The following is an 18475-nucleotide window of genomic DNA, read 5'->3' as shown; positions in this document are numbered from 1 at the left end:
ATGGCTCGCTCCTCCTCCAAAAAGCCGCCCGCCAGGCCGGCACCGAAGTACGTCGACGGTGTGGTGTTTACGCTCGCCATGCGGACGGGCGATGTCGAGGTGATCGGCATACCGTTCGAGCACCGCGGACGGACCAGGGCCGTTCATGCCGTCGTCGGTCTTGATGACGTTCAGTGTTACGCAGTGTCCGACGTGCTGTTGGGAATGCACGTGCCGAAGAGTGAGGCGTCGACCATCGAAGCGTCGCGCGCGGCGGCGATTGCCACGCTCGACAACATTACGGACGAGAGCTGGGCCGATGCCTTCGAGTCCGCTCGAGCCGCCACGGCCCAGTGAAAAACCGTCACCTCAGGCATCCGGAGGGATTACCGTCGCGGGCGGCTCCGGTCTCCGTTCAGCCCTGAATTAAGCGCCGCACCAGCGGCATGCACCAACCGGTCCGGAGGACATCATGTTTCGCAATTGGATGGCGCGGTTCGCGTGTTTGATGGGAGTGCATCGCTGGGTGCAGCATTCCCATTACCACTACATCCTGAACGACAGCGGGCTCCACGCGTACCAATGCGAGCGCTGTGACAAGGTGCGGTCGTCGAATTTCCCGAGCCAATGAGAAAAGCGACCTCCCGCAGCCACCGGCCGCTGACCCGGGCACAGCTGCTGCCGATCCCGGCAGCCGAACTACGCCGGATCCAGCTGAAGCATCACGTGGCGCTGGCGGCATTGCGCGACGCGAACGACGACGTCGCGCAGCTGGCCACGCTCTTGAATGCGATCTACCTCGCATACTTCCTCGACCCGACAGAGCCGACCCCCTATCGACGGGCCGAGACGGCGCTACAAGACTACGCCGACCGCGCCGCGCAGGGTCAGCCGGGCGCGCTGACCGACCTCGAGCGCGCCGCAGTCGAGCACGTTCTCGCACGGCTGGACGCGCAACTGGCCGCGGTACCGATGCACCGCTATGTCGCCGCGTTCGAGCGGCTTCAGCGTGTCACCACTGCCGACACGGTTGTATCACCCATTCCTGCAGGCTGAACCATGGCAAATCGCCCCCAGGAGCTGGCCCAAATGCCGTTGCGCAGCTACAGCCGCACCGAATTCACGGCGCTGCGCGCGCGCGTGAAAGGCCTCCCGCTCGAGACGATCGAGCGGCTGTACTTCGATCGCGACGCCGACGACCCGGTCGACGTCGCGCAGCTGCTGCGCACGATGCGCGACGATCTGGTCGCGGCCGCGCTGCGCGATGGTTCTCCGGTATTGAAGTCGCACCTGCAGGCGGCGATCGAAAAATACGGCGAGCCGCGCCTCACGCCCGTCTCACTGCAGCTGATCGAGCAGGTCGCCGCGCAGTGGGCCGTTGCCACGCCGCAGGCCGAGCACCCGGTCGGCCGCTGGTTCCGGCCGCTCGTCGCGGCACGCCTGGCGGGCGAGGAGATCCACACGCTCGGCGAGCTCGTCGCGCTGGTGAATCGCCGCGGCGGGCAGTGGTGGCGCTCGGTGCCGCGCATCGGCGCCGGCCGGGCGCGCGTGCTGGTCGCCTGGTTGCGGCGCCACGCCGCGTCGATCGGCACGGCCGTCGGGCCGGACGTCGACGCCGGCGACGCGCTGGCGCCGACCTCGGCCAGCATCACGGCCGGCGCGGGACAACTGGCGCCGCTCGAGCGCCTGGCGCTACCGGAGGCCCTGTCCGGCGCGCACGGGGCGAACCGGGCGTCGGTGTTTGCGTATCTGGGCGCTGCGCACGACCTGGACGCGGTACGGGCGTATCTGCACCGCTACGACGATCGGCCGGCCACGCAGCGCGCGTACACACGCGAGCTCGAGCGCCTGGTGCTCTGGTGCGTGGCCGAGCGCGGCGTCGCGCTGTCGTCGATGCGGGTCGAGGACTGCAACGCGTATAAGGCGTTTCTCGCCGCGCCATCTGAGCGTTTTACGGGCTCGCCCGTCGCCCGCAGGAGCGGCCAGTGGCGACCGTTCGCGCCAGGCGGCCTGGCACTGGAAAGCCAGCGCTACGCAGTGCGCCGGATTCGCGCGGCGTTCGCCTGGCTGGTCGCCGTGCGGTATCTGGCCGGCAACCCGTGGGCGGCCGTCACCGATCCGAACGTCGTCACGCGTGCGCGCAAGCTGCAGGTCGAGCGCTCGTTGCCGCTCGACCTGTGGACCCGCGTGCGCGCGACGCTGGCCGAACGCAGCGAGCTGCAGGGCCCGAGCGGGCCGCGCTGGCGCGCCGCGCGCGCGTTGTTGCTGGTGATGGGCGACGGCGGGTTGCGGATTGCCGAGGCGGCCGGCGTGGCGCGCGCGGCCCTCGCTTGGCTGCCGGCCGACGACGACACGCCGGCCAGCTGGTTGCTCGAGGTGATCGGCAAGGGCAACAAGCAACGCTTCGTGCCGATCAGCGACGAGTGCGTCGACGCGCTGCGTGCGCACTGGCGCGATCGCGGCCAGGATCTCGACGCGGTGGCCGCGACGGAACCACCCGGGTTGCCGCTGGTGGCGCCGCTGGTCATCCCGCCTACGCCGCGGGCCCGCGAGAAATTTGGCGAGCCCGATGAGGCCGGCGACCAGCTCAAGCCCCGCGCCCGGGGCTACTCGGTGCGCGGGGCGCGCGGGCTGACGCAGTGGGCGATCGCGCAGCTGCTCGAGGTGATGCCGGATCTGAGCGATGCCGATCGGCGCAAGCTGTCCGACACGTCGCCGCACGCTTTCCGGCACACGGTCGGCACGCAGATGCTGGCGGCTGGCGTCGCGCTCGAAGTCGTGCAGCGCACGCTCGGGCATGCATCGCTTGGCACGACGTCCATCTACGTGTCGCCGGAAGAGGCGCGGATGCGTCGCGAGGCGGCGAAGTACCACGCGCGGCTCACTCGCGAATCCTGAATCGTGGGTGGTGCTGCTTCAACGCGGCGACCGCCCGGCAGCGAGACCGTTCTCAGCGCAGCCAAATCGGAGTTCTCGCGGCGATCCAATCGATCGTGGTGGGTGGCATCGAAATCGACCGCATGCTGTCGTACGTATCCGACGCGTCGAAGTAGATCAACTTGCCGTCGCGGATCTCGATCGGCTCGGCGCCCGGGCGGCCACCCCAGAAGACGAAAAATAGCCGGGTGGCAAGGGTCGACCCGTGCGAATCGGCCACGACGATTTTGACCTGCTCGTTTTGGTTAGCAAAAAAGCCATTGCCGTGGCCGCCGCCGCTTCCGCAGATGTTGACGATGTAGGTCGTGCCGTCGACCCGCTTGGTGCCGCCGTTCAGCTTCGCGTTGTAGTTGTAGCGCTGACAATTGGTGTCGTCGGTCGCGATCCCGCGAAAATTGACGAGATAGAAGAATGCCAAAAAGCCCAGCGTGACGATCGCCAGTCCCACGCGCTTTGCACGACTGAAATGGTCGATATTTCTGACAAGCCGATAGAAGTAGAGCACGAAGATGATCGACGTGACGGCGAAGATCACGCTCTTCGCGTTCTTAAGCGAGAAAAGCGTGATCGCGTTCCTGACGTCGGCCGGCACGAACATCCACGCGATGGCGACAACCAGGCATGCGGCGACAACGGCCAAGGCCGCTTTGAGGATGACGGTGAGCGCCTTCATTGCTCGGCCGGGAGGGTTCTGCATATGGTGTCAATTTTCAGAATGATCGGCTTGTCCAGCTTGATAAGTCTGGGCTTACTGTAGACCATGAAGTCGCCGCCGCGATTATGCACCGATCGCCAGTCGCGGTACGTCTTGTTATGGACTGGCCAGTAGACATCCTTTGCCAGGAATTTCCGAAAGCGGCTGGTGCGTTTGTCGACCGGCTTGTTGACCTCTTCGCCCTCGGGGAGATAACGCCACTCCTCGATGGTCGAGTTCCCGACATTCAAGTTGCTGCTTTTGAAGAAATCGTTGACGGCCGCGACGTAGGACAGAACCATACCGGTCTTGTTCCAGTGGCCGAGGTATTGGCTCTTGGAAGGCGAATCGTCGTTGAACGAGTAGCTGTCTTTGATGTAGACGTAGATGTGGGTGATCTGGGCGACCGGCTCGAGACAGAAAATCTTGCGCTTGCCTTCGTACTTGTAATAGCGATCCCCGGTGACGGTCGCCTTCCCGATGGCGGCGTAGAAGTTGAAGTTTGCCAGGGCCCCGGTCAGATCGGTCATCGCGGTACCGTCGAGCGTATCGAGCGACGACACGGGCTGGTACTGGAATCCCCAGGCGATGTGAAACTGGAGCGGATCCCTCAGAAACGGCGAAGTGTCGATCACGATACCGGCCGCGTTTAACTGCCCGCCCGAGAAACTCTTCTCGATCACAGGTGCCATGACTTTTGAGGCGGCTCGCACGGCATTCGGCGTGTAAATCGCTTGCCGCACGAGCTGATTGAAGCGCTCGGATGCGCCGCTAAATTTCAATGCCCAATCCAGGGTAACCGTTGTGTCGTCGAGCGGCTGTACCGAGTTGAGATCGTTGTTGTAGACGTGCTTGGGGCTCGCAAGCCATTCTCGCGCGAGCTTGGCCGAAATTGGCCAGCCCATCTTGTCCATTGCTTTGGGGATGTCCTGCAGGTCGAACTCGGGCAGCTTGTCGGCTTGCTCCGCGTCTTGCGGTTTATCGCTCAGTTGTGGCTTGGCGGGCGGCTTCGCAGGTGCTGGAGCAGGGGCGGGCGGCTTTTGCGGCGCGACTGGAGCGGCTGCCTTGGGCGGGGGTGGCGGTGGAGGCTCGTTCGGCGCGAGCCTGTCGAACGAGATTCTCTGCTGCGTATCGATGGGAACGCATCCGACTACGCCAGAGTAGCATTTCCACCGTTTGCTGGAATATAAAACACCGGATTCCAGCTGATAATACGGGACTTTTCTGACGTCTGGCATAAGTGCGTGAACAGCGATTATTGAGAAGAGTTCGTCATGCTCGTGAGCAGTATCAGAGTAATCGATATCCCGCCAAAACCAACGACGCCAATGTGATCTACTGTTAAATCAGATCGAATTCACTCAGAATGAAAGATCGGGGGCAGTTCCCGGCACATAAACTTGGTGAAAGAGCACAAGCATATTGCCAGTTTCGTCCTGCAGCGATGCCACTACCATCCAAATGCACGATAATGGCCCGGCTCGTATTGACCTGGTCCCTTGTTCCGACTAGCCTAAGCGCTCTTTGCTCAACTGAAGAATCTTAATCCATGACGACTTACCTCGAACTCAAAAAGCAGGCTGATGCGTTGGCACAGCAGGCAGAAGAAGCACGTCTCTCAGAACTGGAGAGCATCATTACGGCGATGCGTGAGCAAATCGCCGAATACGGCATTACGTCCGAGCAGCTGTTCGGGCGCCGGCGCGCTGCCGTATCCGGTGCACGCACACCCATCGCTCCGAAATATCAAGACCCGAAGTCGGGCGCAACCTGGAGCGGACGCGGCAAAGCGCCGGGCTGGATTGCAGGGAAGAAGCGCGAGCGCTTTCTGATTCCCGTTACGGAGTAACGTGACACGTTCGCGGCTCAGATCGCGAACCATGCGGGCGTAGCTCAATGGTAGAGCAACAGCCTTCCAAGCTGATGACGAGGGTTCGATTCCCTTCGCCCGCTCCAGAAGATGTGATCAAGCGATTTAAGACACCTTCCTTGAAAACCAGCGGCAGCGACTGTCCGCGAGTGTGAATCGCGTCCGATAGGTCTTCAGTAACAGATCTGCCGCGGGACCATCGCCCAGCCGTAACCGACCCATTCCTGCACGTTTCGCCAGTAACAGCGTGGCCCCGCATAGTCATAGGGCGGAGGCGCATAGACCGGAACGGGCGCCCCATACATCGGAGGCGGCCCCGCATATGCCGGCGGTGCAGCGATCGCCGAGCCCAACAGAAACCCGCCGACCAGACCCGCGACAATGCCGCCGACAACTGATCCGGAAGGACGCTCATAGCCGTATCCGTAGGCATAAGCCGATTGAGTAAATCCGGCAATCGACAACATCATCAGCATTACTACACATTGCTTTCTCATCACGTGTCACTCCAAGACAAACCACGTTTGATATTGCAGACGGTATGATCGTCGAACCCAACCCGCTCACACCGTCCTCATACCCATGACCGCGTCTACCCGCCCGACGAAGCCTGGCCAGTCACAACCGTCCCGCTCGAATGCTGCTCAACCTTCCGCCACTCCAGACCCGGTCATCCATGCTCGCGCCGTGAAGGTCAGCGTTGTGGTCGACGTCGAGCGATTTCCATTCGACGCCGTACCGCCTGTCGGCACGCCTGGCGCGAAGAACGCTCAGCTGCCGTTCTCGATCTGTACGCCGGCGGGCCGCATCGTCAAAACCACGCTTAAGGGCGGCACCCTGCAGCGCTTCGTCCAGGCCGTGCGCGACAACCCTGCCGGCGGCGCCGCCGTGATAGCCGGTCGAATCAGCGACGACGGCAAGTCGATCCTCGACGCAGGCATCACGTTTCAGCCCAAAGCGATCGAGGCGACTGCCACCGAGTAATGCTCCGGTACCGCCGGGCAAACGATCCAGATCCTCCTGCTGGTGCCCCTTCGACAGCAGTCGCCTGAGCATCACGGGATAACGCCATCCTCGGTCGCCGTGACAGCAATCGCTGGCCCCTCAAGCGCGTCGATCAGATCCAGCTGGCCAGGCAACGGTGCGGGTTGCGCCGGCACTCGCCTTGGACGAGGATGACCGCCGCGCCGCAAGCCGCGTGCGATCATCTGCAGCTTGCGCCACAACACATCCGCCTCGGCCGGCGCCAACAATCCAGCAGCTGCATCCAGCGCAGCGACCAGTTCGTCCAGATGTGCGGGCGCACTGGCAAACACCTCGCGAGCACGCGCCATCGCCTGACTGTCACGCCAGGCCACCAGCCATGACGACAGCTCACGCCGCTCATTGCGATCCAGGCGCTCGAGCAGATCAGCCGGCACGTCTTCATCCGCACGGAACGTGCCGATCACAATCTGACGGTGCCGACGCGTATCCCCGCTACGCGTGACGCGCAGCAGCTTGATCGATCGGCCTTGCTCGCGAATCAACATGTCCATCCTCAGGCGTCGTCACGTCATCCACTTCATCCGGCTACAGCACTTCCTGCACAACCAGACGACTACTGATCTTCATCTGAGCGCACTGGCTTTGTCGACCGTGCGCGATCGATCAGCTTTCTGAGCCAAGCCATTCCATGCGCATCAATCTTCGCCCATTGCGCAGCGGTCAAACGGATCGAGCGGCCGATCAACCGATCTTCTTCAGGAATAGGCGGTCTACCCATCCGCGGTTTCGTGGATTTCATTGAGTTTAAGATAGCACTTTTCGTTACACAAAAACAGGCCGTTTTCGTTACTTTCTGTACTACACTAAGTAGTAGCGTGCGATGCTGTCCGAGCTGCGTATTTGATGTGGATAACCGTTTGTGGCAAGGCGCGTCCGATCTCAACCCTGATCATGGTGAACAACATGACCAAGTATGTGGTGATGGTGCGGCAAATAACCTGGTACGACCGGCTGGCTGCGGTGCCGGGCAAGATCCTCAAGTGGGCCATCCTGATCCAGCTCGGCCTGCTGTTTGCTGCCGGCGTCTTCGGCGTGATCGCGCACGTCGGCAAGGTTGTGATGACTGCGGTGACCGGCGCGCACTGAAGCACGCCGATCGGCTCGATCACGGCGTGAAACGCGTCGGCGGCCGCTCGAACGATTTTCCGTCGATAAGTCGGTCCATCCGCTCGATCGCTTCCAACAGCACCGCGAGTGGCGCCGTGCGCAGCTGATCGTCGTGCCACGCCAGCAGCATCGAAACGAGCTCGTCGGTCTGCTCGTCAAACGTCCATAGATCCTCGCGCTCGCCGCGATCGAAGGCAGCCTGGATCCCGCGCTCCGCCGCCACCAGCACTTCAACCCGGATCTCCTGTCGACGGGCTTCATCGATGAACCCCGTCAGCATGATCATCTGCAGCAGGATCCGCATGCCGAAGGCGCTGCCCTGACGCATCCTGATCGCCTCGAGCGCCGAGTGGTACTGCAGCGACATCTTCTCGATCTCGTCCCGCGGCATAGGCAACAGCAAGCGCTTGGCGAGCTGGCCGCGCGGCCGTCGACGTGTGCTCGCGCGACGCGTCACGGAAACCTCGCCGGCGAGTACGTCGCCCCGATGCCGGTGTCGCACATGAGCCTCATCGCGGCCGCGTGCTCGTGGTCATGCATGGAGATCCTACTGTCCTGGTCGGTTGAATCATCCGCAGCATAGCGGAATTTCTTGTACCTCAAAAACTCGTGATCGAGGCGAGCTGCGCTGCACTCGCGATCGAACCGTGCACGCGCGCTGCGCGCCCGTGCACGGTTCTCATGTCCAACAGCAACGAAACACCATCCCTTCCTTCCACGTCGCCGTGCTTGCCAAGGTCCACTCAACCAAGGCCTCTGCGGTTCTTACCGGGGTGGTGGCTACCCGTCGCCAACGATCGCCTCCAGGGTGCCGGGAGCCGGTCGTTCACCGCGCGCGCCGGGATGGTCGCGCACGGTGAACGACCTTCAAGAACTTTCGCGGCATAAACGGCCGGCTCTCCCTGGCCGGGAGGCCCACCATTTATTCCACGTTTCTTGACTCCCGACACCCTTCCGGCGCTCGCCAGCGCCGGGTAGCCACCACCGTGCAGCCGCAAACGCTGCCGCGCTATCCATCGCCCCGCCCGTCATCTGCCGGGCGGCACAGGGTTCACCTTATCGATGGAGCACCACCATGGACTTTTTCTATCACGGCGACTGTCTCGATGTTCTCCCCACCATCCCCGATGCAGTGATCGACTTCGCGCTGACCGACCCGCCGTATCTGGTCAACTACCAGGACCGCAACGGCCGCTCGATCGCGAACGATGTGCGCGGCGACTGGCTCGAACCGGCGTTCGCACAGGTGTTCCGCGTACTGAAGGATGACGCGCTGTGCGTGAGCTTCTACGGCTGGACTAAGACCGATGAATTCTTCCGAGCGTGGAAGAAGGCGGGTTTTCGCATCGTCGGTCACATCGTATTTGCGAAAACCTACGCGTCCAAGGCGCGCTTCGTGAAGTACCAGCACGAATCGGCCTACGTGCTCGCCAAGGGCTCGCCGGCGCTGCCATCAAAGCCCCTGCCGGACGTACAGCCGTGGCAGTACTCCGGCAACCGCCTGCACCCCACTGAAAAGCCGCTGTCCGCCATGCGCGCCGTCGTCGAGGCGTTCACGCGGCCGGGGGACCTCGTGCTCGATCCGTTCGCCGGCAGCGGCACCACGTGCGCGGCGGCCAAGCAGCTTGGGCGTCGCTATGTCGGCATCGAACTGGACGCGACTTATCACGCCGCGGCTGTCGCCCGGCTGGGCCGGCGCGAAGCGATCGCGGCTTAACCTCCAACGAAGCGAGAGAACCATCATGGGACTGACCATCACAGCCTATTGCGGCCTGGAAGCGATCGACGCGCCGCGACTCGACGGCAACCGCGAGCCGATTGACGTATTCACGGTGCGTTTCTATTGGGCGCCGCGCTTTCCGCAACGCGCAGACGGCCTCGATATCGCCCGCGTGTTTCGCTACCGCAATGCGTTTGAGTTCAACGTCGGTACGTACATCACGCATGAGATTTTCCGCGAGCAGCTCGCCGAACTGGCGAACTATCCGGCGATTCCCCTCGGCAGCGAGAAGATCTGCCACACGAACGGCGCGATCGTCGAAACGGAAGGCATGTTCAAGGAACTGATCGACTTCTCAACCACGATGGGCACGATCGGGCCACGTACTTCGCGCAAGCTGGCCAACGACTTTTCGCGATTCATGCACCTGGTCGATGGCGAAAGCAATCCCTTGTTCGCCGAGCTCTATCGCAACTGGTATGTCGCGTTCGCACTTGCGCAGCATGACGGCGCCGTGCGATTCCACTGACCCGATTGAACGGCCGGCCGCTCACCGCGGCCGGCATCCGAACAAGGCAAACACCATGCAACTTTTCTATATCCAGCACCTGATGTGTGCCGTACTCGATCATCACTTCGCGTCGCGCCTGGACAGCCCGGCGCCTCGCTCCGATGACACGCTTACCGTGAGCGTCGCCGAGCTATTGAACGCGCTGCGCGAGGCGTTCGAACTCGGTCAAGATGTACGGAGGACCGCGCGATGACCCACGCAGAATTCGAAACGCTACTCGAGGCGATCGCGCGCGAGCATCTTTTTATCTCGACCCTGCAGGAGCAGAAATCCGATCGCCTTGACTTCCATAGCGTCGCGGTTTGGACCGTGCGCGAGGCGTTAGCGGCAGCATACGAGGCAGGGAGAAAAATCCGCCTCAAGCCGCGCGATTAATCAACTACTGCGCCGGCGTCGCCGGTGCCCGCAAAGTGATAGACGGCCGCATCGAGCGGCCGTCTATCACTTGTCTGGATCCGCACGCCAAAATGGGTCGATGCCAGCCGCATCGCACAGGAGCGCCCAGGCCGAATACGGAATCGGTGCTTCTTCGGACATCCACTTGCGCACAGTGCGTCCATTGCTGTTAGTGGATATTCCCAAGTATTCCGAAGCATCTTGCGGTGTCATACCCGTTCGCCGGAGTATCTCCTTTACTTCGATTCCTTTTGGCTGGGCCCAGAATCGCGCCGGCTGCAAGCATTCACGCCGAATTTCAATAGTGTAGGTCGTCATAGGTTTCTCTGCATGTCAAACGCGTTGGATCGGATGCCACTGAGCATCCAGCCCCCAGCGCTTCGCGCCGGAGGAATCACGCCAGGTATGCGATCGCACTGCGATCGCACTGCGATCGCATACCTGGCTTGACAACCCCGCCATCGGTCCGTCAACGCCTCACCGGATTGACCCTTCGCTTCGCTACGGGTCGGGCCTCTCCCCACGCCGGACAATGCCGGCGCGGGTCCCCGTGTCCCTCAATCCGGGCGCGCGGCGCGCGCGAAGCGTGCTCGTGCCTGACGCCCCTAGCTTGCAAGAAGGGAGGTCCGGCCGACCATCGCGGCAAGCGCACAGCACAGCGAGAGATAAGGGGCGGCTATGCCCCTATTATCCCATCGGCATTACCGCAGCGCGGCCAATGCGCCGCGCACCGCGTCGATCTGATCGGCCGTCAATTCGGACGCCGCGACCCGTTCGCGTTTCTCCAGAAACATCAACGTGTACGGTGCGACCAGAATGCGGGCCTGTCGGCACACCGTCATGCCGTCGTCGGACGGGTAACGCTCGCGCCAATGGTTGATCGCGGATTCCAAATCATTCAGGGTGAATTCCATACGTGCTCGCCCCGGCCTTGCAGCCGGAGCGCCTTGTCGTTAGAGCGTCACGTTATCAGTTCACGTCGGCGCGCGGCTGTTCGTCGCGCTGGACATCGATCACCTCGACGCCGGACAGCCCGTGACGCGTGGCGCATTCATCGGCCACCACGCCCGCGTGCGTAACCGACAGGGCAGGCACGAAACAATCAACCGTGACAGGAAATTCACGGCACTTTACGACGACCTTGAAACGTTGCTGTTGCATGGCGCGGTCCCCTTAGTCGATTGCGCGGAAGATTTCGCGCTGTTCGGGATGCTGCACGGCGAAGCGGCGCAGCGCATGATAGGCATTCGTGAATCGCCCAGTGCGGTCGTCGTGCGACAGTCGGCACAGCACGTACAACGTGACGACGATCCCGAATGCTTCCGCCCCCATGTGCCCCTCGTAGCTGTTCTCATTGAAGCAGACGTACAGCTCACCTTCATTCGCAGGCGCGGCATAAAACCCGCCGTTATCCAGCTCGAAGAACAGCCAGTGACCGCCCGAGTATTCCGGCGACAGTCGGCGCGCCCACGCATAGAGCAGGTTTTCGCCACGCAGGTACGACGGGCCGAAATGCTTCGGCAAGAACCGCAGACGGTGCTCCTCGATGACGAGCGAGGATTGAATCGGTGCGTCGGTTTGCAGTGCTTCAGCTTGAGACATGGATAACTCCCGGATTCGGCCAAGCGGGATGCCCGGCCACAAAAATAGTATATGCCTTAAAGGCATTATATTCAAGATTTTTTTGTTGACTATAATGCCTTTAAGGCATATATTTAAACCATGGCCGAGCATCCCGCTTGGCCGAATTCGGGAGTAACGACAGTGAGTGCAAAGCAGAAACAGCAAGCCGTAGTCGACCTGATCGTCGGTAGCCGTGCAGCAACCACCGTGCCGTTTTCGGCGCTGATCGATTCACCGTTCAACGTGCGGCGCGGCGAGCCGCAGAACATCGAAGGCATGGCCCAGTCGATCAAGAGCGCGGGCGGCATCATGCAGAACCTCATCGTTCACGAAGTGAAGGCCAAGCAAGGTAATAAGGTGAGCTACGGCGTTTGTGCGGGCCGTCGCCGCAAGGCCGGTTATGGGCTGCTGGTCGAGCGCCGCGAAGCGTCGGCCGACGCGCCGATCAACGTCGTGATCGTGACGGATGCTGAGGCGCGGCTTATGTCGCTGATGGAGAACACGGCGCGCGAAGACATGCACCTTGCGGACGTGTGCGAAGGCATCCGTGACTTGCACGCAGACGGGCGCACGCCCGAACACATTGCCGAGGTGTTTTCTGTTTCCGTGCTGACGGTGCAACGGCGGTTGAAACTGGCGCACGTGTCGCCGAAGCTTTTCGAAGCGTTCCGCCAGGACGAGATTGAACTCGGCCAGTTGCAAGCGCTCGCGCTCTGCCCCGATCCAGCCGAACAAGAGCGCATCTGGGCCGAAGTACAGGATGGCCCGGCATGGATGCAGGCACCGGCGAAGCTGCGCGAAATCATCACGCGCGAGGAAGTGTCGAGCGAAAACGCGCTGGCCCGGTTTGTCGGCGTCGAGGCATACGAGGCAGCGGGTGGCGAGGTGCGCCGTGACCTGTTTTCGGACACGGGCGGCGGCTATCTGGTAAGCCCGGACATCCTGAACGGTCTGGTTCGCGCGAAGCTGGATGAGGCGGCCGATGCGCTGCGCGCCGAGGGTTGGTCATGGGTGGAAGCCGACCTGAAAACCAACTACGAAACCATCTATGCGTGTACGCGCCTGAGCGCTGGAACGCGTGCTTTGAGCGCCGACGAGCAAGCGGAACGTGACGCACTCGATGCGCGCGTGACCCGCGCGAGCGAAGCGCTCGAAGCCGCCTACGACAGCGACGACGAGTCGATCGACGCCGACGCACTCGAAGCCGAACATCAAGCGGCCGAGGAAGCGCTCGAAGCGTTCGATGAACGTGCCAGCGAATGGACGGCCGAACAGAAAGCCGTGTCCGGCGTGTACATCGCGGTATCGCAAAGTGGCGATTTGTTCGTTCAGGTCGGCTTGGTGAAGCATGCCGACATGAAGGCAGCCGGTCAGGCGCTCGGCGCACAAGCGCCCGGCGCACTGCGACGGGCGGCGCAGGCCCCCGAACAGGTCAAGCCGCTGCACAGCGAAAGCCTGTGCGCTCGCTTAACGGCGCACCGCACCGCCATCGTGCGACTTGAACTGAGCCGCCGCCCGGAAATCGCGCTGGTCACGCTGCTGGCCCGGATGGTGCCGGACGTTTTGCCCGGTCATTTCGGACGCGGTACGCTCGGCATGCTCAGCATCCAATCTGAATCGTCATCGAAGAAGCTGGTGAACGTTGCGGATGACATGACGAATAGCCCGGCATGGATCGCCTACGACGAGCGCTCCGAATTCTGGCGTGCACGTATCACGAAGGAAGCGAACGGCGACCTGTTCGGCTGGTTGATGGCACAGACCGGCGACACGTTGCGCGACCTGTTCGCGTTCTGCGTCGCGGCCACGGTGGACGGCGTGAGCCACGGCGACGCCCCGCACGTCGTCAACCGCTTGGCTGATGTGCTGAACGTCGATTACCGGTCGTACTGGAAGGCGACCGGGGCGAGCTACTTCCAGCACGTGCCGAAGGCACGCATTCTTGACGTGGTGAAGGAAGCCACCACGACGGAAACGGCCGCGTCGCTCGAAAAGCTGAAAAAGGCCGAACTGGTCGGCGCGGCCGAACGCGCGGTATCGGAAACCGGATGGTTGCCCGAGGTGCTGCGCAACCGCGAGCATCCGGAAATCTGGCAAGCAACCGACGATGACGACGACGTAGAAGGCGACGACGATGAAATGCCGCCGGAAGATGAAGAAGCCGAAACCGCGTAAGTAGCGCTGCCGCCCGGACACGATCCGGGCGAAGCCTCACCACGACCGAGCCGCCCGCGCCATCATGGCCGGTGCGGCTTTTTTGCGCTACCTACTGCCCGACGCCTACGCCGTACCTGTTTCGGAATCGTCAGGCGTGGCGCTCCCCACTTCCCCATCACGCGCGGCGCTTGGATCCGGCGTCAGCGGCGGAAGCGGTTGACCCGGTTTCCATCCCGCCAATGGGTTTGCCAAGAACCTTGCCTGCATGGCGCGTTCGCGTTCCTGGCGCTGCACTGGCGTCAACGTTTTGCGCTGTTCGTAGGTCAGCGCTCCGGTGCGCCAGTCGTCCGGTAGCGACACCTTCGGCTTGAGGTGGGCGACGGCCATCTCCTCAAGCGTTTGAGGTGGCGGCACCGACCGCGCAGGCTCGACCACGCCCGTTTGCGCCGGGGCGGTCGATTCCATTTCCACGGTTGCTGGCGTCGCAGAGGCGGCAGGCGGTGTCGGTGCTGGCCCCGACGATGTGGGCCGGGCCGCGCCCTGCCGTGCATCGCGCGGCAGCGGAATCGCCCGTTCACGGCGCACCCGCGAAATCATCACATCGAGCGTCGTCACACTCAGTTCGAGGCCATGCCTCGCCAGCACATCGCGGATAGCGAGATGACGCACGCCCGCATCGAGCGCGACGCGGACCTGATCGAACATCTCGCGAAATCGCGCCATCTTGGAGCGGTGATCTGTTCCGGTGGCAAGGCCGAGCAGGTCTTGAGAAAGCGTGAGGGTGGTCATGTGAATCAACCGTGAGGGGTGATCCTCAGATCGTAGAACCACAGCAAAACGTTAGTCAACGTTTGAAAAGCTTCGTATTCCGGAGGGTGTCGGCGGAATGAGTAGCAAATCGACAGTGTGGGACGGGGGATGTTAGGTTTTGAAACCACCCCAACCGAAGGGCGGCGTCCGCAGGCACGATAGATATGTAGACGGAAACTAACGTTTCCGCCCACATATCCGTGCCCAAAGGGGCAAAGCCCCTTTGGAAACCCGGCGGGCTTCGCCCGCGGGACAGCGGACGCGCCGTGGTAACGGCGCGACAGTGAACCAGGACGCGCGGATCGCCCCCCTCTCTGTAGACAATGGGGCGGTGGTGGTACGAGAAGATGTGCGGGCAATCAGGCGCTCACAGCGCGCGCTGATTTCGGGGTGCGGCCTTGGACGCGGCCCGAAATCTTTTGTCGCGCACTTAGCCGGTGGCGGCCTTAGGCCGTCAGCGGCTTAGTGCCTGCCGGAGGGTGTAGGTTGTGGTTCGAGGGGTTGATCCATGCAAGCGGGCGAAGCCCGCGTGACGCGGCGGCATAGCCGCCGGTCGATATGGGGTAGTCAGAGAAAGCTTCTGGTTAAGTCCCGACACTTAAATGCGATTCGACCCGACAATTAATATGAGTTATCCACACACACCTGCACGCGCGGCCGCAGCGGTGCGGCAAAACCGGGCGCGGCGAGGGAAAATCGCGCGCGACCACGGCGGAAATCGCTCGAAATTCTGTGCGCGGACGAGCGCCACCCTCGCTTGCGCGATAGGTGACTGTCTATGGGTGGAGGTTTGCCTAGTCGCCGGGTGGCGCCAACTGCTGTCGCGCGACCCGGTAGCAGCGATCGCGATCCCAATCCGGGTGCTGCATCTTCAGCTCGCCCATGCGCAGATGAATCGCGCGCTCGAGCTCGGCCTGGCGGCCGACATCGGTGGCCAGCGCACGCTGCTTGACGCGTGACTGGATATTCTTGAGTTGTTCTGCCAGCTGCTCGCCGTGCTGTACGGCCGCGACGCTGGCCTTGCGATCGCGTTTGCGTTGCGCGTCCCGCCGGCGCTGCGCGCGCAGGTGCGCGCGCGTGCGCTCGTGCGTCAACCACTTGCCGAGGCCGAACTGCTCGAAGATCGCCGGCGTCAGGTATTTGATTGCGGCGAAGCCGCGGTAGCGCACGCCCTGCTCGCTTTCCTGCACCTCACACTGCGGACGGCTCTTGACCAGCCGGGCGCGGATCAGATCATGCAGTGCGCGCTCGGTACGGCGCAGCGACAGGCCCGCTTGCTCGGCCAGGTACGGCAGCGTGAAGTCGATCCAACCGTCCTTGCCGGGCACCGCCACGCGTAGCGTCACGAGATCGCAGAACTTGATCAGCGCGCGCATCAGCTGCACACACGCGATGCGCCGCTCGCTGCGCTGCTGGCGCGCACTGCCGTTCGCGATGTTCAAGCGCGGCAACCACGCCTGCGGCGTGTCGAGGTAGCGGCCGAGCCGCATCTTCAGTTCGCGCAGCAACTTCGGCGCGCTCGCCGGCGCCGGGTGCGGGATGTCTTCCGGCCAGACCCGCTCCGGCAACGCCGCCGCCGGCTTCGGTGCACCCTTCAGGCCGGCGCCCTGCGCTCGCAACCCTGCGTGCGCGCCACGCGCGGCCGCGAGGATGCCACCGAACAGATCCTGTTCGGACGTGGCGTCGACGGACGCGGCCACGCCAGCCTGATCGGATGGATCAGGCGGCAGCGATGCGGCGAAGGAGAAATCCACGGCGCGGCCTTAAGCGGATCCGCGCTCCAGTCCGGCCGGCGGCCGGTGCATCCCGCCGGTGGGCGGGAAGGTTCGACGGCTCGGGATTATCGCCACGAACCGCGAGGAAAGCTTATTTGGGGTCGCACCGAAAGGTGCGGGCGCGAGGGATCTCGCGGCGCCCCGCGCATAGCGGGGCCATGCCCCGCGCTCGGTCAATCGCATCATCTGGTTCTCATTTTAAAAAGACGAGTTTGCACAGATGACGCTTGACAGCCGACCGGTTCTGGGTAGAATCTGGTCATCCTTCCTACGGGATGGCCTCTTCTCCGGTTGGCTGTAAGAGCGTCATCAAGACAAGCCCCCTGTTTCCAGCAGGGGGTTTTCTTTTGTGCGGCCGTTTTTTCGTGCGCTAAGCGCTCCTCTACGACGGTTCGTGACAAAAATTTTTCCGATTCTACCGTTTCACCGACCGCACCGGAAGGTATTCCGGTGAGTATTTCGCGGTTGCACGCGTTCACCATCGCGTTTTGCCAGACTTGGCGCATCCATACTCCCTTGTTGTACTGATTTTGCATCGTCATACCCGTGGCCCTCGCGGCTTCGGGTCGGTCGCCGGACCAGGTTGCGGCGCTGTCGCAGGTGCCGGCTGCGCTGGCGCCGCCGGACGCGACACGTCATCGCGCACGCCGAGCGATTCACGCACGTCGGCCAGTTGCCGATCGACCCGCGACGAGCGCGCGTCCGCCAACGCACGATTCAGCTGCGTGTCGCCGAACTGCACCGACAAGCCGGCTGCGGCCGCCACCTCGATCGCCGCTTGCCGAAAAACTTCATTGCCGTCGAGCTCGAGCGTGCGGCCGAACTTCATCTGCGCGAGCCGCAGGCCTGTCTCGATCGCCGCGCGATCGACCTGCAGCACGTCGACGGCGTCACCACGATCCACAACGAGCGTCTGACCATCGCGGCGATAGCTGACGCTGCCGCCCTCGTCGACCGACAACGACAGCTCCGGTCCATGAAACAGGATTGCGTTGTCCTCATGCACAGCCGGCGTGCCAGGCCGAATCGTATTGACCGGCGTATTGGTCGACGTCGGGTCCGCATGGCTGGGCTTGCCCGTGCGGCGCAGCTCGGCGAGCGCGCGCTCGTCGCCACCCTGCGCGCGCTGCTGCAGCCAGCCGGTGAACGTCGGTGCGGTCGCAGCGCCGTACCGCGCCTTCAAGACGTCGCGCTCGAGGCGGATCTGCGCGGCAAGCGCCGTATCGGCCGCGGCACGCGTTAGGCGCGCGGCCGCGAGTGCCTGGCGCCGCTCGGGCTGGCGCATCTGCGACGCGTATCGAATCTGCGTGCGGCGCTCGGCGAGCTCGCCGGCGATCGCCGCACGTCGTGCGTGCTCGTGATCCTTCTGGGCCGCCCAAGCCGCGCGACGAGCCCGTGCGTGCGCGTCGCGCTCCGCCGCGAACTCGCGCCATAGCACGGTGCGCGGCAATTCGCGCGTGCGCGGAATCGGCTCGCCCGCTCGCTGACGTGCGTAGCTTTCTCGCAGCAGCGGCGCGGCCTCGTTCCACGACAGATTCAACTCTTTCGTGAGGAAGTCGGACACGTTCAGATTGCGCCGGCCGGCACGGATCCGGGCACCGCCGTCGCTGCCGACCGTGACCACGTATTTCTGCGGCAACACGCCGTGCGAGTGCGACAGCTCGGCCAGAAGTCGCTCGGCATTCAGCTGCTGCCGTATCTCCGCGAATTCGCCCTTACCCGCGCGCTGCCGGCGTGCTTCACGCGCGTCGCGCGCGGCCTGCGAGATCGCACTGTCCGCTACCCGGCC

At 63.2% G+C, this 18475-nt stretch carries 23 protein-coding genes and 1 tRNA gene; 12 read left to right on the top strand and 12 right to left on the bottom strand.

The genetic code is table 11. The features are described 5' to 3' along the window. The 3 genes from FFS49_RS32880 to FFS49_RS32870 all read left to right on the top strand — a co-directional run bounded on the left by FFS49_RS32880 (position 1) and on the right by FFS49_RS32870 (position 2877). A complete protein-coding gene (locus tag FFS49_RS32880; protein WP_049035738.1) occupies positions 1–336 on the top strand; it encodes a hypothetical protein in 336 nt (111 codons plus the stop codon). 270 nt (positions 337–606) lie between these two features. Then, positions 607–1035: a hypothetical protein gene (locus FFS49_RS32875; protein ID WP_049035741.1), complete on the top strand. Its 429-nt coding sequence runs from the start codon at positions 607–609 to the stop codon at positions 1033–1035. 3 nt (positions 1036–1038) lie between these two features. Then, entirely contained in the window at positions 1039–2877 is a 1839-nt protein-coding gene (locus FFS49_RS32870; RefSeq protein WP_089464345.1) for a phage integrase family protein, read from the top strand. Between the two features lie 52 nt (positions 2878–2929). Here FFS49_RS32870 and FFS49_RS32865 read toward each other — a convergent pair whose 3' ends face one another. Together FFS49_RS32865 and FFS49_RS32860 are read right to left on the bottom strand one after the other, a co-directional pair. Further along, complete coding sequence (locus tag FFS49_RS32865) at positions 2930–3589, bottom strand: hypothetical protein (protein ID WP_224755973.1); 660 nt, start codon at positions 3587–3589, stop codon at positions 2930–2932. Next, positions 3586–4848 carry a DUF6402 family protein gene (locus FFS49_RS32860; RefSeq protein ID WP_049036502.1) on the bottom strand — a complete coding sequence of 421 codons (1263 nt, stop codon included), beginning with the start codon at positions 4846–4848 and terminating at the stop codon, positions 3586–3588. The genes FFS49_RS32865 and FFS49_RS32860 overlap by 4 nt, the downstream gene beginning before the upstream one ends. A 311-nt stretch (positions 4849–5159) precedes the next feature. Here FFS49_RS32860 and FFS49_RS32855 point away from each other — a divergent pair, with 311 nt between their 5' ends. Both FFS49_RS32855 and FFS49_RS32850 read left to right on the top strand, forming a co-directional pair. Next, the gene (locus tag FFS49_RS32855) at positions 5160–5459 is read left to right on the top strand and encodes an H-NS histone family protein (RefSeq protein WP_049036503.1); all 300 of its coding nucleotides are present in this window, start codon (positions 5160–5162) and stop codon (positions 5457–5459) included. A 33-nt stretch (positions 5460–5492) separates the two neighbouring features. Further along, positions 5493–5566, top strand: a tRNA-Gly gene (locus FFS49_RS32850). An 87-nt stretch (positions 5567–5653) separates the two neighbouring features. Here FFS49_RS32850 and FFS49_RS32845 read toward each other — a convergent pair. After that, positions 5654–5956, bottom strand: a complete 303-nt coding sequence (locus FFS49_RS32845) for a hypothetical protein (RefSeq protein ID WP_137910208.1) — start codon at positions 5954–5956, stop codon at positions 5654–5656. A 106-nt stretch (positions 5957–6062) separates the two neighbouring features. Here FFS49_RS32845 and FFS49_RS32840 point away from each other — a divergent pair, with 106 nt between their 5' ends. Next, positions 6063–6464, top strand: coding sequence for a hypothetical protein (locus FFS49_RS32840; protein WP_137910207.1), 402 nt, complete (start codon positions 6063–6065; stop codon positions 6462–6464). 71 nt (positions 6465–6535) lie between these two features. On the opposite strand, the gene FFS49_RS32835 is transcribed toward FFS49_RS32840, so the two are convergent. Beyond that, positions 6536–7018: a hypothetical protein gene (locus FFS49_RS32835; RefSeq protein ID WP_224755972.1), complete on the bottom strand. Its 483-nt coding sequence runs from the start codon at positions 7016–7018 to the stop codon at positions 6536–6538. 412 nt (positions 7019–7430) lie between these two features. Here FFS49_RS32835 and FFS49_RS32830 point away from each other — a divergent pair, with 412 nt between their 5' ends. After that, the gene (locus FFS49_RS32830) at positions 7431–7613 is read left to right on the top strand and encodes a hypothetical protein (RefSeq protein ID WP_137910206.1); all 183 of its coding nucleotides are present in this window, start codon (positions 7431–7433) and stop codon (positions 7611–7613) included. A 19-nt stretch (positions 7614–7632) separates the two neighbouring features. On the opposite strand, the gene FFS49_RS32825 is transcribed toward FFS49_RS32830, so the two are convergent. After that, positions 7633–8001 (bottom strand): hypothetical protein, encoded by a 369-nt coding sequence (locus FFS49_RS32825; protein ID WP_220497710.1) that lies wholly within the window; start codon positions 7999–8001, stop codon positions 7633–7635. Positions 8002–8709: 708 nt separating this feature from the next. Between FFS49_RS32825 and FFS49_RS32820 the strand changes: the two genes are divergently transcribed. From FFS49_RS32820 to FFS49_RS32805, 4 genes are read left to right on the top strand one after another with little or no spacing between them, the layout of a single operon-like run. Continuing rightward, positions 8710–9351 carry a DNA methyltransferase gene (locus tag FFS49_RS32820; protein ID WP_049036510.1) on the top strand — a complete coding sequence of 214 codons (642 nt, stop codon included), beginning with the start codon at positions 8710–8712 and terminating at the stop codon, positions 9349–9351. Positions 9352–9376: 25 nt separating this feature from the next. Next, the gene (locus tag FFS49_RS32815; protein WP_049036512.1) at positions 9377–9883 is read left to right on the top strand and encodes a hypothetical protein; all 507 of its coding nucleotides are present in this window, start codon (positions 9377–9379) and stop codon (positions 9881–9883) included. Between the two features lie 55 nt (positions 9884–9938). After that, positions 9939–10118 (top strand): hypothetical protein, encoded by a 180-nt coding sequence (locus FFS49_RS32810; RefSeq protein ID WP_049036514.1) that lies wholly within the window; start codon positions 9939–9941, stop codon positions 10116–10118. Continuing rightward, positions 10115–10300: a hypothetical protein gene (locus FFS49_RS32805; protein ID WP_049036515.1), complete on the top strand. Its 186-nt coding sequence runs from the start codon at positions 10115–10117 to the stop codon at positions 10298–10300. Before FFS49_RS32810 ends, FFS49_RS32805 begins: the two co-directional genes overlap by 4 nt. Before the next feature lie 66 nt (positions 10301–10366). Here the strand turns inward: FFS49_RS32805 and FFS49_RS32800 are convergent, their stop codons facing one another. The 4 genes from FFS49_RS32800 to FFS49_RS32785 form a co-directional block, all read right to left on the bottom strand. Next, entirely contained in the window at positions 10367–10639 is a 273-nt protein-coding gene (locus tag FFS49_RS32800) for a helix-turn-helix domain-containing protein (protein ID WP_089464343.1), read from the bottom strand. Between the two features lie 383 nt (positions 10640–11022). Further along, a complete protein-coding gene (locus FFS49_RS32795) occupies positions 11023–11235 on the bottom strand; it encodes a DUF3717 domain-containing protein (protein ID WP_049036517.1) in 213 nt (70 codons plus the stop codon). A gap of 55 nt (positions 11236–11290) precedes the next feature. Then, positions 11291–11482, bottom strand: coding sequence for a hypothetical protein (locus FFS49_RS32790; protein WP_089464342.1), 192 nt, complete (start codon positions 11480–11482; stop codon positions 11291–11293). A gap of 12 nt (positions 11483–11494) precedes the next feature. After that, positions 11495–11923 carry an antirestriction protein gene (locus FFS49_RS32785; RefSeq protein ID WP_049036520.1) on the bottom strand — a complete coding sequence of 143 codons (429 nt, stop codon included), beginning with the start codon at positions 11921–11923 and terminating at the stop codon, positions 11495–11497. Between the two features lie 120 nt (positions 11924–12043). Here FFS49_RS32785 and FFS49_RS32780 point away from each other — a divergent pair, with 120 nt between their 5' ends. Beyond that, the gene (locus FFS49_RS32780) at positions 12044–14119 is read left to right on the top strand and encodes a ParB/RepB/Spo0J family partition protein (protein ID WP_122174100.1); all 2076 of its coding nucleotides are present in this window, start codon (positions 12044–12046) and stop codon (positions 14117–14119) included. A gap of 105 nt (positions 14120–14224) precedes the next feature. Here FFS49_RS32780 and FFS49_RS32775 read toward each other — a convergent pair whose 3' ends face one another. The 3 genes from FFS49_RS32775 to FFS49_RS42185 form a co-directional block, all read right to left on the bottom strand. Further along, on the bottom strand, positions 14225–14890 hold the full coding sequence (locus FFS49_RS32775) for a hypothetical protein (protein ID WP_122174098.1): 666 nt from the start codon (positions 14888–14890) through the stop codon (positions 14225–14227). 815 nt (positions 14891–15705) lie between these two features. Beyond that, entirely contained in the window at positions 15706–16665 is a 960-nt protein-coding gene (locus FFS49_RS32770; protein ID WP_049036521.1) for a hypothetical protein, read from the bottom strand. 559 nt (positions 16666–17224) lie between these two features. Continuing rightward, positions 17225–18475 (bottom strand): LPD7 domain-containing protein (locus tag FFS49_RS42185; protein WP_349291132.1); only part of this gene is annotated, 1251 nt, incomplete at its 5' end.

This window comes from Burkholderia sp. 4NA327C6, assembly GCF_005502655.1.
Taxonomy (GTDB): domain Bacteria; phylum Pseudomonadota; class Gammaproteobacteria; order Burkholderiales; family Burkholderiaceae; genus Burkholderia; species Burkholderia contaminans.
The sequence above is the reverse complement of the archived record's forward strand: the minus strand, read 5'-3'. Positions and strand labels throughout refer to the sequence as shown.

What these genes read in the sequence shown, in the direction of transcription:
- FFS49_RS32880 (WP_049035738.1), top strand. Translation starts at nt 1, where the DNA reads ATGGCTCGCTCCTCCTCCAAAAAGCCGCCCGCCAGGCCGGCACCGAAG.
- FFS49_RS32875 (WP_049035741.1), top strand. Translation starts at nt 607, where the DNA reads ATGAGAAAAGCGACCTCCCGCAGCCACCGGCCGCTGACCCGGGCACAG.
- FFS49_RS32870 (WP_089464345.1), top strand. Translation starts at nt 1,039, where the DNA reads ATGGCAAATCGCCCCCAGGAGCTGGCCCAAATGCCGTTGCGCAGCTAC.
- FFS49_RS32865 (WP_224755973.1), bottom strand. Translation starts at nt 3,589, where the DNA reads ATGAAGGCGCTCACCGTCATCCTCAAAGCGGCCTTGGCCGTTGTCGCC.
- FFS49_RS32860 (WP_049036502.1), bottom strand. Translation starts at nt 4,848, where the DNA reads ATGCCAGACGTCAGAAAAGTCCCGTATTATCAGCTGGAATCCGGTGTT.
- FFS49_RS32855 (WP_049036503.1), top strand. Translation starts at nt 5,160, where the DNA reads ATGACGACTTACCTCGAACTCAAAAAGCAGGCTGATGCGTTGGCACAG.
- FFS49_RS32845 (WP_137910208.1), bottom strand. Translation starts at nt 5,956, where the DNA reads ATGCTGATGATGTTGTCGATTGCCGGATTTACTCAATCGGCTTATGCC.
- FFS49_RS32840 (WP_137910207.1), top strand. Translation starts at nt 6,063, where the DNA reads ATGACCGCGTCTACCCGCCCGACGAAGCCTGGCCAGTCACAACCGTCC.
- FFS49_RS32835 (WP_224755972.1), bottom strand. Translation starts at nt 7,018, where the DNA reads ATGGACATGTTGATTCGCGAGCAAGGCCGATCGATCAAGCTGCTGCGC.
- FFS49_RS32830 (WP_137910206.1), top strand. Translation starts at nt 7,431, where the DNA reads ATGACCAAGTATGTGGTGATGGTGCGGCAAATAACCTGGTACGACCGG.
- FFS49_RS32825 (WP_220497710.1), bottom strand. Translation starts at nt 8,001, where the DNA reads ATGTCGCTGCAGTACCACTCGGCGCTCGAGGCGATCAGGATGCGTCAG.
- FFS49_RS32820 (WP_049036510.1), top strand. Translation starts at nt 8,710, where the DNA reads ATGGACTTTTTCTATCACGGCGACTGTCTCGATGTTCTCCCCACCATC.
- FFS49_RS32815 (WP_049036512.1), top strand. Translation starts at nt 9,377, where the DNA reads ATGGGACTGACCATCACAGCCTATTGCGGCCTGGAAGCGATCGACGCG.
- FFS49_RS32810 (WP_049036514.1), top strand. Translation starts at nt 9,939, where the DNA reads ATGCAACTTTTCTATATCCAGCACCTGATGTGTGCCGTACTCGATCAT.
- FFS49_RS32805 (WP_049036515.1), top strand. Translation starts at nt 10,115, where the DNA reads ATGACCCACGCAGAATTCGAAACGCTACTCGAGGCGATCGCGCGCGAG.
- FFS49_RS32800 (WP_089464343.1), bottom strand. Translation starts at nt 10,639, where the DNA reads ATGACGACCTACACTATTGAAATTCGGCGTGAATGCTTGCAGCCGGCG.
- FFS49_RS32795 (WP_049036517.1), bottom strand. Translation starts at nt 11,235, where the DNA reads ATGGAATTCACCCTGAATGATTTGGAATCCGCGATCAACCATTGGCGC.
- FFS49_RS32790 (WP_089464342.1), bottom strand. Translation starts at nt 11,482, where the DNA reads ATGCAACAGCAACGTTTCAAGGTCGTCGTAAAGTGCCGTGAATTTCCT.
- FFS49_RS32785 (WP_049036520.1), bottom strand. Translation starts at nt 11,923, where the DNA reads ATGTCTCAAGCTGAAGCACTGCAAACCGACGCACCGATTCAATCCTCG.
- FFS49_RS32780 (WP_122174100.1), top strand. Translation starts at nt 12,044, where the DNA reads ATGGCCGAGCATCCCGCTTGGCCGAATTCGGGAGTAACGACAGTGAGT.
- FFS49_RS32775 (WP_122174098.1), bottom strand. Translation starts at nt 14,890, where the DNA reads ATGACCACCCTCACGCTTTCTCAAGACCTGCTCGGCCTTGCCACCGGA.